Annotated in this window: 11 protein-coding genes and 4 tRNA genes; 13 read left to right on the forward strand and 2 right to left on the reverse strand. The window is 64.4% G+C overall.

Annotated elements, in window-relative coordinates:
* The first annotated feature begins 169 nt into the window (after positions 1–169).
* The 12 genes from accD (at position 170) to M1D87_RS07785 (ending at position 9,311) form a co-directional block, all read left to right on the forward strand.
* Positions 170–1,063, forward strand: a complete 894-nt coding sequence (gene accD / locus M1D87_RS07730) for an acetyl-CoA carboxylase, carboxyltransferase subunit beta (RefSeq protein WP_013971609.1) — start codon at positions 170–172, stop codon at positions 1,061–1,063.
* A complete protein-coding gene (gene folC / locus M1D87_RS07735) occupies positions 1,063–2,370 on the forward strand; it encodes a bifunctional tetrahydrofolate synthase/dihydrofolate synthase (RefSeq protein WP_039614553.1) in 1,308 nt (435 codons plus the stop codon). Before accD ends, folC begins: the two co-directional genes overlap by 1 nt.
* Positions 2,354–3,031 carry an SPOR domain-containing protein gene (locus tag M1D87_RS07740; RefSeq protein WP_123084796.1) on the forward strand — a complete coding sequence of 226 codons (678 nt, stop codon included), beginning with the start codon at positions 2,354–2,356 and terminating at the stop codon, positions 3,029–3,031. The genes folC and M1D87_RS07740 overlap by 17 nt, the downstream gene beginning before the upstream one ends.
* 283 nt (positions 3,032–3,314) lie before the next feature.
* A complete protein-coding gene (locus M1D87_RS07745; RefSeq protein WP_013971612.1) occupies positions 3,315–3,872 on the forward strand; it encodes a CvpA family protein in 558 nt (185 codons plus the stop codon).
* A gap of 42 nt (positions 3,873–3,914) precedes the next feature.
* Positions 3,915–5,420 (forward strand): amidophosphoribosyltransferase, encoded by a 1,506-nt coding sequence (purF, locus tag M1D87_RS07750; protein ID WP_013971613.1) that lies wholly within the window; start codon positions 3,915–3,917, stop codon positions 5,418–5,420.
* A 16-nt stretch (positions 5,421–5,436) separates the two neighbouring features.
* Positions 5,437–6,648, forward strand: coding sequence for an O-succinylhomoserine sulfhydrylase (locus M1D87_RS07755; protein ID WP_003258500.1), 1,212 nt, complete (start codon positions 5,437–5,439; stop codon positions 6,646–6,648).
* Positions 6,645–7,418, forward strand: a complete 774-nt coding sequence (locus tag M1D87_RS07760) for an SDR family oxidoreductase (protein WP_013971614.1) — start codon at positions 6,645–6,647, stop codon at positions 7,416–7,418. The genes M1D87_RS07755 and M1D87_RS07760 overlap by 4 nt, the downstream gene beginning before the upstream one ends.
* 240 nt (positions 7,419–7,658) lie before the next feature.
* Positions 7,659–7,734 (forward strand) — tRNA-Val (locus M1D87_RS07765).
* A 66-nt stretch (positions 7,735–7,800) separates the two neighbouring features.
* Positions 7,801–7,877, forward strand: a tRNA-Asp gene (locus M1D87_RS07770).
* A 99-nt stretch (positions 7,878–7,976) separates the two neighbouring features.
* A tRNA-Asp gene (locus M1D87_RS07775) sits at positions 7,977–8,053 on the forward strand.
* A gap of 141 nt (positions 8,054–8,194) precedes the next feature.
* Positions 8,195–8,271: transfer RNA gene (locus tag M1D87_RS07780), tRNA-Asp, on the forward strand.
* 200 nt (positions 8,272–8,471) lie between these two features.
* Complete coding sequence (locus M1D87_RS07785) at positions 8,472–9,311, forward strand: DUF2242 domain-containing protein (RefSeq protein ID WP_123084798.1); 840 nt, start codon at positions 8,472–8,474, stop codon at positions 9,309–9,311.
* A 348-nt stretch (positions 9,312–9,659) separates the two neighbouring features.
* Here M1D87_RS07785 and M1D87_RS07790 read toward each other — a convergent pair whose 3' ends face one another.
* Both M1D87_RS07790 and M1D87_RS07795 read right to left on the reverse strand, forming a co-directional pair.
* A complete protein-coding gene (locus M1D87_RS07790) occupies positions 9,660–10,700 on the reverse strand; it encodes an AraC family transcriptional regulator (RefSeq protein WP_123084799.1) in 1,041 nt (346 codons plus the stop codon).
* Between the two features lie 4 nt (positions 10,701–10,704).
* Positions 10,705–11,823, reverse strand: a complete 1,119-nt coding sequence (locus M1D87_RS07795; protein WP_024086535.1) for a nitrilase-related carbon-nitrogen hydrolase — start codon at positions 11,821–11,823, stop codon at positions 10,705–10,707.
* A gap of 191 nt (positions 11,824–12,014) precedes the next feature.
* Here M1D87_RS07795 and M1D87_RS07800 point away from each other — a divergent pair, with 191 nt between their 5' ends.
* Complete coding sequence (locus M1D87_RS07800) at positions 12,015–14,051, forward strand: NADPH-dependent 2,4-dienoyl-CoA reductase (protein ID WP_123084800.1); 2,037 nt, start codon at positions 12,015–12,017, stop codon at positions 14,049–14,051.
* The last annotated feature ends 94 nt before the right edge of the window (positions 14,052–14,145 follow it).

A 14,145-nucleotide genomic window follows, 5' to 3' on the forward strand; every position in this document is an offset into this window, starting at 1 on the left:
CGGGGCAGCCGCCTGCGCCTGTGGCGGCAACACAACACATTAGCGGTGGGGTGGCGCGCTGGTAGTCCCGGCGGCCGGTCCATCATCGTTTCATAAAAGATTTTGAGCTCAAGGGCAGGGTAGGGCCGGGGACACCGGACCACGCCTGCCAATACTGGAGAAAGAAAGCATGAGCAACTGGTTAGTCGACAAACTGATCCCTTCGATCATGCGTTCCGAGGTGAAGAAGAGCTCGGTGCCTGAAGGCCTGTGGCACAAATGCCCGGCCTGCGAGGCCGTGCTGTATCGTCCGGAGCTGGAAAAGACCCTGGATGTCTGCCCCAAGTGCAACCACCACATGCGCATCGGCGCACGTGCGCGCATCGACATCTTCCTCGACGCCGATGGCCGTGCCGAACTGGGCGCCGACCTGGAGCCGGTCGACCGCCTGAAGTTCCGTGATGGCAAGAAGTACAAGGACCGCCTGGCTGGCGCGCAGAAGCAAACCGGCGAGAAGGACGCCCTGATCTCCATGAGCGGCACCCTGATGGGCATGCCGATCGTGGTCAGCGCCTTCGAGTTCTCGTTCATGGGCGGCTCCATGGGTGCCATCGTCGGCGAGCGCTTCGTGCGCGCGGCCAACTATGCCCTGGAGCACCGCTGCCCGATGGTCTGCTTCTCCGCCTCGGGCGGTGCACGCATGCAGGAAGCGCTGATCTCGCTGATGCAGATGGCCAAGACCTCGGCCGTGCTGGCGCGCCTGCGCGAAGAAGGCATCCCGTTCATCTCGGTACTGACCGACCCTGTGTACGGTGGTGTCTCCGCCAGCCTGGCCATGCTCGGTGACGTGATCGTCGGCGAGCCGAAGGCACTGATCGGCTTCGCCGGCCCGCGCGTGATCGAGCAGACCGTGCGCGAGAAGCTGCCGGAAGGCTTCCAGCGCAGTGAGTTCCTGCTGGAGCACGGCGCCATCGACCTGATCATCTCTCGTGGCGAGCTGCGCCCGCGTCTGGCCCGCCTGCTGGCGCAGATGACCGGCCAGGAAACCCCGGAGCAAGCGCGTGAGGCGGCTGCCGTCGCGTGATGAAACAACGATCCCTGGGCGAATGGCTCGCCTACCTCGAGCAGTTGCACCCCTCGGCCATCGACATGGGTCTGGAGCGGTCGCAGAAGGTGCTTGCCCGGCTGGCGCTGGGCAAGCTGGCGCCACGTGTGGTGACGGTAACCGGCACCAACGGCAAGGGCTCGACCTGTGCCTTCGTGGCCTCGCTGCTGCGTGCCCAGGGGTTGAAGGTTGGCGTGTACAGCTCGCCGCACCTGTTGCGTTACAACGAGCGGGTGCTGATCGATGGCCAAGAGGCCAGCGATGAGCGCCTGTGCGAAGCCTTCGCCGCCGTCGAGGCGGCGCGGGGCGAAATTTCCCTGACCTACTTCGAGATGGGCACTCTGGCCGCGTTCTGGTTGTTCTACCAGTCGCAGCTGGATGCCGTGGTACTGGAAGTGGGGCTTGGTGGCCGCCTGGACACCGTGAACGTGGTGGATGCCGACCTGGCCCTGGTGACCAGCATCGGCGTCGATCATGTCGATTACCTGGGTGATACCCGCGAGCTGGTGGCCTTCGAGAAGGCAGGCATCTTCCGTCAGGGCAAGCCGGCACTGTGCGGTGACCTGGATCCGCCTCAGCCGCTGCTGGACAAGGCCGCCGAACTGGCTGCGCCGCTGTTCCTGCGTGGTCGTGACTTCGACCTGGCCATTGCCGATGGCAGCTGGAACTGGCGGGGTACTGCGGCTGATGGAGCGCCGGTAGAGCTGCTTGGCCTGCCTTTGCTCGACCTGCCCATGGAAAACGCCACGCTGGCCCTGCAGGCCTACCTGCTGATGGGGCTGCCCTGGGACGCCGGGCAGATTCGCCAGGCGCTGCTGGATACCCGAATCACGGGGCGCCTCGACCGTCGCCAGCTGATCTGGCAGGGCAAGCAGTTGGAACTGTTGCTGGATGTCGGGCACAACCCGCACGCCGCGGAGTACCTGGCCCGGCGCCTGGCGGCCCGGCCGCTGAAGGGGCGCCGCCTGGCGGTGTTCGGCCTGCTCGCCGACAAGGACCTGGACGGTGTTGTCGCGCCGCTGCAGGGGCTGGTCGACGACTGGGCAGTGGCGCCACTGGATACCCCGCGCAGCCGCCCGGCTGAGGAGCTGGCCACGGCCTTGACGAACGTCGGCGCCGCGGTGAAGTCTTATGCCAGCGTCGATGCTGCCCTTGAAGGGCAATGCGCGCAGGCAACGGCGGATGACCAGATCTTGCTGTTCGGTTCGTTTTTCTGTGTTGCCCAGGCACTGGAATGGCTGGAGCGGCACGCCCAGGAGGGTGGAGTAGATGGCAGTGCTGGATAAAGGGATGAAACAGCGCATGGTGGGTGCGTTGGTGCTGGTGGCGCTGGCGGTGATTTTCCTGCCGATGCTGTTCACCCGCGAGGACGAGATGCGTCAGGTGCGCGTCGATGCCCCGCAGGCACCGGCCATGCCAAGCCTGCCGGAAGTGAAGGTGGAGCCGGTCGCCGTGCCGGAGCCGCAGGCCATTGCGCAAGAGCCGCAACAGGCACCGGTGGTGGTGGACGAGTCCACCGCGCCGGCGAGCACGCCCAGCCAGCCGATTGCACCGTCACCGCAGACCCAGCCTCAAGTGCAGGTGCAGCCCCAGCCTCAGCCCCAGCCTCAGCCTGCCAAGCCGCAGGCGCCTGTGGCCAAGGTCGAGCCTCAGCCGGCAGCCAAGCCGGCCGCGCCGACGGCGCCATCGAAGATCGACGTCAATGGCCTGCCGGTCAGCTGGTCGATCCAGTTGGCCAGCCTGTCCAACCGTGCCGGGGCCGAAAAGCTGCAGCAAACCTTGCGTAGCCAGGGTTACAACGCCTATATCCGCTCGGCGGGTGGCATGAACCGCGTGTACGTGGGGCCGCTGATCGAGCGGGCCGAGGCCGAGCGCGTGCGCGACGCCATCAACCGCCAGAACAGCCTCAAGGGCTTCGTGGTGCGCTTCCAGCCTGAGCGCAGCTGATAACCCGGAGGGCGGCTTTGCCGCTCATTCGCGGGTTCTGTATAGGTCTTGCAGCGGCGCGGTCCATGTGGGAGCGGCCTTGTGTCGCGGAAGGGCCGCGAAGCGGCCCCAAGATCTCAACGACACAGCCAGAATCGCCGGGGCCGCTTTGCGGCCCTTTCGCGACACAAGGCCCCACAAAGATCGCGTAAGCCCGGGTAGCGCTAATCACCTGACATTCCGCTTACCCAAGCCCCCGCCGCTCTGTTAAAATGCGCCGCCTCAAACGTCTGCAGGCAGCACCGTGGCATTTACCTTGGTTGATTGGGCGATCATCGCGATCATCGCCGTCTCCACACTGATCAGTCTCAAGCGCGGCTTCGTCAAGGAAGCCTTGTCCTTGCTCATCTGGATCATTGCCGGTGCGGTTGCCTGGATGTTCGGCGGTTCGCTCTCGGTGTATCTTGAAAGCTACATCCAGACGCCGTCGATGCGCGTCATCGCCGGCTGCGCCATTCTTTTCGTCGCCACCTTGCTGGTGGGGGCCATGATCAACTTCCTCATCGGCGAGCTGATTCGCGTGACCGGGTTGTCCGGCACCGATCGTTTCCTGGGCATGGCCTTCGGCGCCGCGCGCGGGGCCTTGCTGGTGGTGGTGGCCATCGGGCTCATCAGCCTGGGGCCGGTTCAACAAGACACCTGGTGGCAGGAATCACGCCTGATACCACAATTTCTCTTGGTCGCCGACTGGTCGAAAAACCTGATCCTGGGTTTTACCGGCCAGTGGACACCCAGTGGGCTGATCGGCACTCCAGCTGATCTTCCGTTCAAGGAACAGTTGCTCGGGCCGGCAAAGCCCTGAGCACTATTCACTCAAGTTTCGTCAAAGTAGGGGTTGCGTCGCATGTGTGGCATCGTCGGTATCGTCGGTAAGTCGAACGTCAATCAGGCGCTGTATGACGCGCTTACGGTCCTCCAGCACCGCGGCCAGGACGCTGCCGGTATCGTGACCAGCCATGACGGCCGGTTGTTTCTGCGCAAGGATAATGGCCTGGTGCGCGACGTGTTCCAGCAGCGCCACATGCAGCGCCTGGTCGGCAGCATCGGTATCGGCCACGTGCGCTACCCGACGGCGGGCAGCTCGACCTCGGCCGAGGCGCAGCCGTTCTACGTCAACTCGCCGTATGGCATCACCCTGGCACACAACGGCAACCTGACCAACGTCGAGCAGCTGGCCAAGGAGATCTACGAGTCCGACCTGCGCCACGTCAACACCAACTCCGACTCGGAAGTACTGCTGAACGTGTTCGCCCATGAGCTGGCGGTGCGTGGCAAGCTGCAGCCGACCGAAGAAGACGTGTTCGCCGCGGTTTCCCACGTGCACAGCCGCTGCGTTGGCGGTTACGCCGTGGTGGCAATGATCACCGGCTACGGCATCGTCGGCTTCCGTGACCCCAACGGCATCCGCCCGGTGGTGTTCGGCCAGCGTCACACCGACGAAGGCGTGGAATACATGATCGCCTCGGAAAGCGTGGCCCTGGACGTGCTCGGCTTCACCCTGATCCGCGACCTGGCGCCGGGCGAAGCGGTATACATCACCGAAGAAGGCCAGCTGTACACCAAGCAGTGCGCCGAAGCACCAAAGCTGCAGCCGTGCATCTTCGAGCATGTCTACCTGGCCCGCCCGGACTCGATCATGGATGGCGTGTCGGTGTACAAGGCCCGTCTGCGCATGGGTGAAAAACTGGCCGACAAGATCATGCGCGAACGTCCCGAGCATGACATCGACGTGGTCATCCCGATCCCGGACACCAGCCGCACCGCGGCCCTGGAGCTGGCCAACCGTCTGGGCGTGAAGTTCCGCGAAGGTTTCGTCAAGAACCGCTACATCGGCCGTACCTTCATCATGCCAGGCCAGGCCGCGCGCAAGAAATCGGTACGCCAGAAGCTCAATGCCATCGAACTGGAGTTCCGCGGCAAGAACGTGATGCTGGTGGACGACTCGATCGTGCGCGGCACCACCTGCAAGCAGATCATCCAGATGGCCCGCGAAGCCGGCGCCAAGAACGTCTACTTCTGCTCCGCAGCTCCTGCCGTGCGCTACCCCAACGTCTACGGCATCGACATGCCGAGTGTTCACGAACTGATCGCCCACAACCGTACCACCGAACAGGTGGCCGAGTTGATTGGCGCCGACTGGCTGGTCTACCAGGACCTGCCGGACCTGATCGACTCGGTCGGTGGCGGCAAGATCAAGATCGATCAGTTCGATTGTGCGGTGTTCAACGGTGAGTATGTCACTGGCGATATCGACGAAGCCTACCTCGACCGCATCGAGCAGGCTCGTAACGACCTGGCCAAGGCCAAGAACCAGGCGGTCAGTGCGATCATCGACCTCTACAACAACTGATTTCGGGAGCGACGGCATGACGGATCAATGGGATGCCGGACGACTGGACAGTGACCTCGAGGGTGTCGGTTTCGACACCCTGGCGGTGCGCGCCGGTCAAAACCGTACACCGGAGGCCGAGCACAGCGAAGCGCTGTTCCTGACCTCCAGCTATGTGTTCCGCACGGCTGCCGATGCGGCCGCGCGCTTTGCAGGCGAAACGCCGGGCAACGTCTATTCGCGCTACACCAACCCGTCGGTGCGTGCCTTCGAGGAGCGCCTGGCGGCCATGGAAGGCGCCGAGCAGGCCGTGGGCACCTCCACCGGCATGGCGGCGATCCTCGCCGTGGTGATGTCGCTGTGCAGTGCCGGTGACCATGTGCTGGTTTCGCAGAGCGTGTTCGGCTCGACCATCAGCCTGTTCGAGAAGTACTTCAAGCGCTTTGGCGTGCAGGTGGACTACGTGCCACTGGTCGACCTCGCCGGCTGGGAAAAGGCCATCAAGGCCAATACCAAGCTGCTGATCGTCGAATCGCCGTCCAACCCGCTGGCAGAGCTGGTCGATATCACCGCGCTCAGCGAAATCGCCCATGCCCACGGCGCCATGCTGGTGGTGGACAACTGCTTCAGCACCCCGGCGCTGCAGCAGCCGCTGAAGCTGGGTGCCGACATCGTGTTCCACTCGGCCACCAAGTTCATCGACGGCCAGGGCCGCTGCATGGGTGGCGTGGTTGCCGGCCGTGCCGAGCAGATGAAAGAAGTGGTGGGCTTCCTGCGTACCGCAGGCCCCACCCTCAGCCCGTTCAACGCCTGGATCTTCACCAAGGGCCTGGAAACCCTGCGCCTGCGCATGCGTGCGCACTGCGAAAGCGCCCAGCTGCTGGCCGAATGGCTGGAGCAGCAGGAGGGCGTGGAGAAGGTGCATTACGCCGGCCTGCCGAGCCACCCGCAGCACGAACTGGCCAAGCGCCAGATGAGTGGCTTCGGTGCGGTGGTCAGCTTCGAGGTCAAGGGTGGCAAAGAAGGCGCCTGGCGCTTCATCGACGCTACCCGGGTGATTTCCATCACCACCAACCTGGGTGACAGCAAGACCACCATCGCCCACCCGGCCACCACCTCCCACGGTCGCCTGACGCCGCAGGAGCGTGAAGCCGCGGGTATCCGTGACAGCCTGATCCGGGTTGCCGTGGGCCTGGAAGATGTGGCCGACCTGCAGGCCGACCTGGCGCGCGGGTTGGCTGCACTGTGATTGAAATCCGCGGCGGTACGCCCGGCCATAACGGCCGGGTAGCCCTGGTGACCGGTGCCGCACGCGGCATCGGCCTGGGTATTGCCGCCTGGTTGATCTGCGAAGGCTGGCAGGTGGTGCTCAGCGACCTCGACCGCCAGCGCGGCGCAAAGGCGGCCAAGGCGCTGGGTGACAATGCCTGGTTCATCACCATGGACGTTGCCGACGAGGCCCAGGTCAGCGCCGGGGTGTCGGAGGTGCTGGGGCAGTTTGGTCGCCTGGACGCGCTGGTGTGCAATGCGGCCATCGCCAACCCGCACAACCAGACCCTGGAAAGCCTGAGCCTGGCGCAGTGGAACCGGGTGCTGGCGGTCAACCTCAACGGCCCGATGCTGCTGGCCAAGCATTGTGCGCCGTACCTGCGTGCGCACAATGGGGCGATCGTCAATCTCACCTCCACCCGGGCGCGGCAATCCGAACCCGATACCGAGGCCTACGCAGCGAGCAAGGGCGGGCTGGTGGCCTTGACCCATGCCTTGGCCATGAGCCTGGGCCCGGAGATTCGCGTCAATGCGGTGAGCCCGGGCTGGATCGATGCCCGTGATCCGTCGCAGCGCCGTGCCGAGCCGTTGACCGAGGCGGACCATGCCCAGCACCCGACGGGCAGGGTAGGGACGGTGGAGGACGTGGCGGCCATGGTTGCCTGGCTGTTGTCTCGGCAAGCGGCGTTCGTCACCGGCCAGGAGTTCGTGGTCGATGGCGGCATGACCCGCAAGATGATCTACACCTGAGCCTTGTGCATATCCTGTACCGGCCCCTTCGCGGGCACGCCCGCTCCCACAGGTGCAGCGCAGTTCTCAAGACCTGTGCGGTACCTGTGGGAGCGGGTTTACCCGCGAAGAGGCCGCCACAGGCAACCGCACCGCTTTTGCGCTTTTCTGAAAAAAATTCAATGGGGCTATTGACTTAGCTTCGCCACCTGCGTAAATTTCGCGGCCTCAGCGAAGCAAACGCAACAAGCAACATCGCGAGGGTGATTAGCTCAGCCGGGAGAGCATCTGCCTTACAAGCAGAGGGTCGGCGGTTCGATCCCGTCATCACCCACCACTTCCTGAGATGTTCCTGGTGCTTCAGGTTTCGCAAGAAACCGATAGCCAGAGAGGAACGCACTGCGCAGCGGTAGTTCAGTCGGTTAGAATACCGGCCTGTCACGCCGGGGGTCGCGGGTTCGAGTCCCGTCCGCTGCGCCATTTTTCAGTATCAGATGGGTGCCTGGCACCGGTCTGAAGCCACAAGGCAAACGCCTTGGGCTGATCCCAGTTTCAATCGGGCGAAAGCCTGAGCGATACGCAGCGGTAGTTCAGTCGGTTAGAATACCGGCCTGTCACGCCGGGGGTCGCGGGTTCGAGTCCCGTCCGCTGCGCCATCTTCGTTTCAAGGTCCCTTGAACACCTTGAAGCAAACACAAGAGAAGCGATCACGTTATCGCTTTTTTTGTGCATGCCCTGAGGCCATCGCGCCGGAAGGGTAGACCCAGGTTTCAATCGGGCGCAAGCCTGAATGATACGCAGCGGTAGTTCAGTCGGTTAGAATACCGGCCTGTCACGCCGGGGGTCGCGGGTTCGAGTCCCGTCCGCTGCGCCATCTTCGCCTCGAGGCCCCTTGAACGTCTCGAAGCCACGAGAAAGCGACCTTAGGGTCGCTTTTTTCGTTTTTGCGTCTGGCAATTGCCGCCCTTGACCCAGATTTACACGAACCTGACAGACTCTTCACCGATCAGCGGTTCCTGTGCCTGCCTGCTGTGTTGCACAATAGGCACCTTCTTGACTTACCCGGAATTCGCAATGACCAGATCTTCCGTCTTTGGTGCGCTCGGGCTGGCCCTGGTGCTGGCGGGCGTGACCGGTTGTTCCTCGAAAAAAGCCGCCGTCTACGAGCACGAGAACTTCGATGACTCGGGCACCTTCTCGCGCAGCTTCCCGGTGAGCGATGCCGGCTCCTGCGAGGCCGCCCGACGCGCCTTGCTCAGCCAGGGCTACATCATCACCAGCAGCGGCGCCAACCAGGTGGTGGGCAACAAGAGCTTCCAGCAGAACAGCGAGAACCACCTGCAGATCAGTTTCAACGTCACCTGTGCGCCGGATGTGAGCGACGAGCAGCGTTCGACCATGTTCGCCAACGCCCTGCAGGACCGCTACGCCCTGAAAAAGTCCAACACTTCCGCCAGCCTGGGCGTTGGTGTACTGGGGTCGGTTTCGATGCCGATCGGCTCCAGCGACGACTCGATGGTCAAGGTGGCCAGCGAGACTGTGACAGCGGCGCAGTTCTATGATCGCTATTTCGCCCTGGTTGAAAGCTACTTGCCAAAGCCCAAGCCTAAACGGGAGAGCAAGGCCAAGGTCGAGGAGCCCGCGCCGAAGGTCGACGCGCCAGCGGCTGCCTTGGGGCTGCCGGAGCAGGCCGCCGCAGCGCCGATGGCTCCGGCCCCGGTGGCGGCGCCTTTGGTTGAAGCGGCGCCAGCCCCGGCCCCTGTAGCCCCGGCCAGCGAGGCGGTAGCAGCGCCGGTGCTGGATGACAGCCAGGGCTCGCAGCCAGTGGCGCCGCCAGCGGAGGCGGCACCGATCGAGGTGCAGCAGGAAGCCCAGCCTGCCGAAACCGCCGAGACCGCTTCCCCCGCCCTTTGATAGCTTGCCTGTACCGGCCTCTTCGCGGGTAAACCCGCTCCCACAGGTACTGCGCAGATGTCGAAAACTGCGCAGTACCTGTGGGAGCGGGTTTACCCGCGAAGAGGCCGGTGCAGGCAATCCATCCCTGTTACAGACGCACCGCGATAACTTCCTGAACCCCTGCTACGTTTACCACTCATAAGCTTGTCATGATTTCTTCATCCTTCCTGCCTAGGGTGAGGCGACAGTTACCAGGAAAAATGAGTGAAGAGGGCTTAGGGCTATGGACGAATACCAGGAAGAACTTCTCGAATTCCAGGCTTATGAACTGGACACCCCGGAACCGGCAGACGACGCTACCGAGCTCTAGCCCACCCGCCGCTGGCTGCGGCGAAACTCCCCCGGCGTAAGGCCCGTCCAGCGCTTGAACGCGCGCTGGAAGGCCTCGGCCGACGCAAACCCCAGCAGATAGGCAATCTCGCCAAAGGCCAACTCCGTATCGCGGATATAGGTCTCGGCCAGGTCGCGCCGTGTTTCGCTGAGCAGGTCGCGAAAGCGCGTGCCTTCCTCGGCCAGTTTGCGGCGCAAGGTCCAGGTCGGCAGTTGCAGGTGCAGCGCCACTTCTTCAAGGTCTGGTTCGCGGCCACCATTGAGCAACGGGCCCAGCAAGTGCGTGATGCGCTCACCCAGGCTGCGTACGCGCGTGCGTTGCAGCATCTCCGCCTCGCACAATTGCAACAGGTGCTGCCAGGTGCTTGGGCAATGTCGGGGGTTGGCCAACTGCAGCGTGGCGCGGCTCAGGCGCAATTGATTGCGTTCGGCGGCAAATTGCACAGGTGTGCCGCACAACGGCTGGTAACGCTCGGCGTAGGCGGGGGCGGCAAATTCGATTTCCAGGCGTTCGGCCTGCACCGGTCTGCCGGCAAGGTCGCTCAACTGGGCCAACCAGCCCGCGAGCAGGGAATCGACGACAAAGCGGTTGTAGGTGTTGTAGGGGCTGATGGAGTAGAAGCGCAGCCAGGCGCCCTGGGCATCTTCCTGAAAACTGGAGTGGCCGCGGTAGTTGGCGGCGTACAGCGGTTCGAAGCGCAAAAGGGTACGTGCCGCCTCGCCCAGGTTCGGTGCCTGGGCAGCGGTGACCCCGGCCAGGCCGGCATGCGCCAGGCGGCTCAGGCGCCCCATGTGCAGGCCCAGCGCGGCCTCGCCGCACAGCTCGATGGCAGCGTGCCCCAGGTGCATATAGCGCGGGATCGACAAGCGCGCACCGGCTTCGCCCAGGCGTGCCGCGTCCAGGCCATAGCGGTGCAGCAGCGGCTCGGGGTCGTGGCCCAGTTCACGCAGGGCCTCGGTCAGCGGCTGGACAAAACCAACCGACAGGTCACCCAGACGCACGCGGGGGCGGGCCATGGGCTTACAACCACAGGTTCAGCAAGCGGGCGCCAGGGCTGGGGGTGCCTGCCAGCAATTCACCCGCCTGGCGGGCAAAGCCCTGGCCGTCGCTGCCTTGTTCCCAGAACTGCCCACGCATGAACACGCTCATGCTGCTGACGCTGGTTCCGGCCGATTGGGTCAGTCGCTGCCATGCAGCCTGTTCGCTGACTTCGCCGCGCCGCAAGGGCAGCCCGGCGCTGGCATCCTGGTGGCGATTGCCGCGCCAGGGCGCTTGCCAGCTGCCCTTGCCGCTGAGGAACACCGGGTTGGCGATCAGTTGTACTGCCTGTTGGGCCAGTTGCTGGTGGTTTTCCGGGTACCAGCTGTCGCTACCCACCAGCACGCCCAGGCGCCCGGCAGGGGTTTGCAATACCTGCAACGGGTGCTGGCGGCCATCATGTACATAGCGGCGCATTTCGCTGTCGGGGAACTGCTGGCGTTGCGGTTGGCCCAGCAGCGAGCCGTCGCCGGCGAACACTACGCTGCTGTTGAACAGCGGGCCGCTGCCGGCATGCAGCACGCCCTGTTTCACGTAGGGGGCGGGCAACACGATGGAGCCGGCCACCAGAGTGACATTGAATTCCTTGGCCAGGCCACCGAACAGTTGCTGGTAGTCCGCAGCCATCTGCTCGGCTTTCATGCGCAGGTGCGCGTCGGCGCGCCAGTCGTCCCCGTCGGCACGGAGCATGGCCAGGCCATAGCGCAGCGGGTTGCTCAGTTCCAGCCATTGCAGGGCTTCGCGGCTTTGCGTGACTTGATAAAGCTCGTTCTTTTCGCCACGCGCCCACAGCCAGGTGCCGATGTGCTCGGGTAGCACCACCACCGTGCGCGGGCCGACCAGCCCTTGGGTACGGGCCTGTTCCAGATAGGCCGAGAGCTTGCGGTGCAGGCGTTGCAGGTTCTGGTAGTCACCCGGGTAGAGCAGCGGTTCGACGCCGAGCAGGTTGCCATGCTCGCCTGGCACGCCATGGTTCAGCGCCAGTTCGATGCGCAGGTCGGACAGGTAATGGCCTTCCGGGCGCTGCTGGGTCCAGAAACCGTAGCCGCAGAGGGCGGCGATCATCACCAGCGCCAGGGCGCTTGCCAGGAGTTTTCGCATGAAGCAGGACAGCGCCTTGGAAACAAGAGTTTCCTAGGGTAGTCGCGCTGTGCGCGAGGATCAATAACTTGTCAGTTTCGATCATTGAGCCCGTTCAAACGTCTGTTTAATGTCGCAGGCAGACAAACGACGGGGTCCGCCAGCCGGTGAGGCACCCGCATTCCGTGAATACGCCACCTGGGGACCTTTCCATGGCCGCCGACCGCTACCCGCACCTGCTCGCACCGCTGGACCTGGGCTTCACCACCTTGCGCAACCGCACCCTGATGGGCTCGATGCACACCGGCCTCGAAGAGCGCCCGGGCGGCTTCGAGCGCATGGCGGCGTACTTTGCCGAGCGCGCCCGCGGTGGCGTCGGCCTGATGGTTACTGGCGGCATCGCGCCCAACGATGAGGGCGGAGTGTATTCCGGGGCGGCCAAGCTCAGCACCGAGGAAGAAGCCGACAAGCACCGCATCGTCACCGAGGCGGTACACGCTGCCGGCGGCAAGATCTGCCTGCAGATCCTGCATGCCGGGCGCTACGCCTACAGCCCGCGCCAGGTGGCGCCCAGCGCGATCCAGGCGCCAATCAACCCGTTCAAACCCAAGGAACTGGACGAGGCGGGTATCGAGAAGCAGATCGCCGACTTCGTCAATTGCGCGGTGCTGGCCCAGCGCGCCGGTTACGACGGCGTCGAGATCATGGGTTCGGAAGGCTACTTCATCAACCAGTTCCTCGCCGCCCACACCAACCACCGCACCGACCGCTGGGGTGGCAGTTATGAAAACCGCATGCGCCTGGCGGTGGAGATCGTCAGCCGGGTGCGCGGCGCGGTCGGGCCGAACTTCATCATCATCTTCCGCCTGTCGATGCTCGATCTCATCGAGGGCGGCAGCACCTGGGATGAAATCGAGCTGCTGGCCAAGGCCATCGAGCAGGCCGGCGCGACCTTGATCAATACCGGTATCGGCTGGCACGAAGCGCGTATACCGACCATTGCCACCAAGGTGCCGCGCGCGGCATTCAGCAAGGTCACCGCCAAGTTGCGCGGCGTGGTGAACATTCCGCTGATCACCACCAACCGCATCAATACTCCGGAGGTGGCCGAGGCGGTGCTGGCCGAAGGCGATGCCGACATGGTCTCGATGGCACGTCCGTTCCTGGCAGACCCGGACTTCGTCAACAAGGCCGCTGCTGGTCGCGGCGACGAGATCAACACCTGCATCGGCTGCAACCAGGCCTGCCTGGACCATACTTTCGGCGGCAAGCTGACCAGTTGCCTGGTCAACCCGCGTGCCTGCCACGAGACCGAGCTCAACTACCTGCCTGTGCGCACCGTGAAGCGCATTGCCGTGGTCGGCGCAGGCCCGGCCGGCCTGGCGGCAGCCACGGTGGCGGCCGAGCGCGGCCACGCGGTGACCCTGTTCGATGCCGCCAGCGAGATCGGCGGGCAGTTCAATGTGGCCAAGCGGGTACCGGGAAAGGAAGAGTTCCATGAAACCCTGCGTTACTTCCGCAACAAGGTCAAAAGCACGGGCGTGGACTTGCGCCTGAACACCCGGGTCAATGTGCAGGCCCTGGTGGACGGTGGCTATGACGAGATCATCCTGGCCACCGGCATCGCCCCGCGCACGCCGGCCATCCCCGGTGTCGAGCATGCCAAGGTGCTCAGCTACCTCGACGTGCTGCTCGAGCGCAAGCCGGTGGGCAAGGCTGTCGCGGTGATTGGTGCGGGTGGCATCGGTTTCGACGTTTCCGAATACCTGGTGCACCAGGGCGTGGCCACCAGTCAGGACCGTGAGGCGTTCTGGAAGGAGTGGGGCATCGATACCCATCTGCAGGCACGTGGTGGCGTGGCCGGGATCAAGGCCGAGCCGCATGCCCCGGCGCGGCAGGTGTACCTGTTGCAGCGCAAGAAATCCAAGGTGGGTGACGGCCTGGGCAAAACCACCGGCTGGATTCACCGCACCGGGTTGAAGAACAAGCGGGTGCAGATGCTCAACAGCGTCGAGTACCTGGGTATCGACGATGCCGGCTTGCACATTCGCGTGGCCGATGGCGAGCCGCAGGTGCTGGCGGTGGACAACGTGGTGATCTGTGCCGGGCAGGAACCGCTGCGCGAACTGCAGGACGGGCTGGTGGCAGCGGGGCAGTCGGTGCACCTGATTGGTGGGGCCGATGTGGCGGCCGAGCTGGATGCCAAGCGGGCGATCAACCAGGGTTCGAGATTGGCGGCTGAGCTCTGAGATTGCCGGGGCCGCTTTGCGGCCCTGTGGGAGCGGGTTCACCCGCGAATAAGGCTGCGCGGTGTATGGCACCGGCTGCGCCGGTGTTCGCGGG

Source organism: Pseudomonas sp. SA233 (assembly GCF_054792385.1).

Bases quoted from the DNA above. Each gene is read 5' to 3' on its own strand.
- accD (WP_013971609.1), top strand. From the start codon at position 170: ATGAGCAACTGGTTAGTCGACAAACTGATCCCTTCGATCATGCGTTCC.
- folC (WP_039614553.1), top strand. From the start codon at position 1,063: ATGAAACAACGATCCCTGGGCGAATGGCTCGCCTACCTCGAGCAGTTG.
- M1D87_RS07740 (WP_123084796.1), top strand. From the start codon at position 2,354: ATGGCAGTGCTGGATAAAGGGATGAAACAGCGCATGGTGGGTGCGTTG.
- purF (WP_013971613.1), top strand. From the start codon at position 3,915: ATGTGTGGCATCGTCGGTATCGTCGGTAAGTCGAACGTCAATCAGGCG.
- M1D87_RS07755 (WP_003258500.1), top strand. From the start codon at position 5,437: ATGACGGATCAATGGGATGCCGGACGACTGGACAGTGACCTCGAGGGT.
- M1D87_RS07785 (WP_123084798.1), top strand. From the start codon at position 8,472: ATGACCAGATCTTCCGTCTTTGGTGCGCTCGGGCTGGCCCTGGTGCTG.
- M1D87_RS07790 (WP_123084799.1), bottom strand. From the start codon at position 10,700: ATGGCCCGCCCCCGCGTGCGTCTGGGTGACCTGTCGGTTGGTTTTGTC.
- M1D87_RS07795 (WP_024086535.1), bottom strand. From the start codon at position 11,823: ATGCGAAAACTCCTGGCAAGCGCCCTGGCGCTGGTGATGATCGCCGCC.
- M1D87_RS07800 (WP_123084800.1), top strand. From the start codon at position 12,015: ATGGCCGCCGACCGCTACCCGCACCTGCTCGCACCGCTGGACCTGGGC.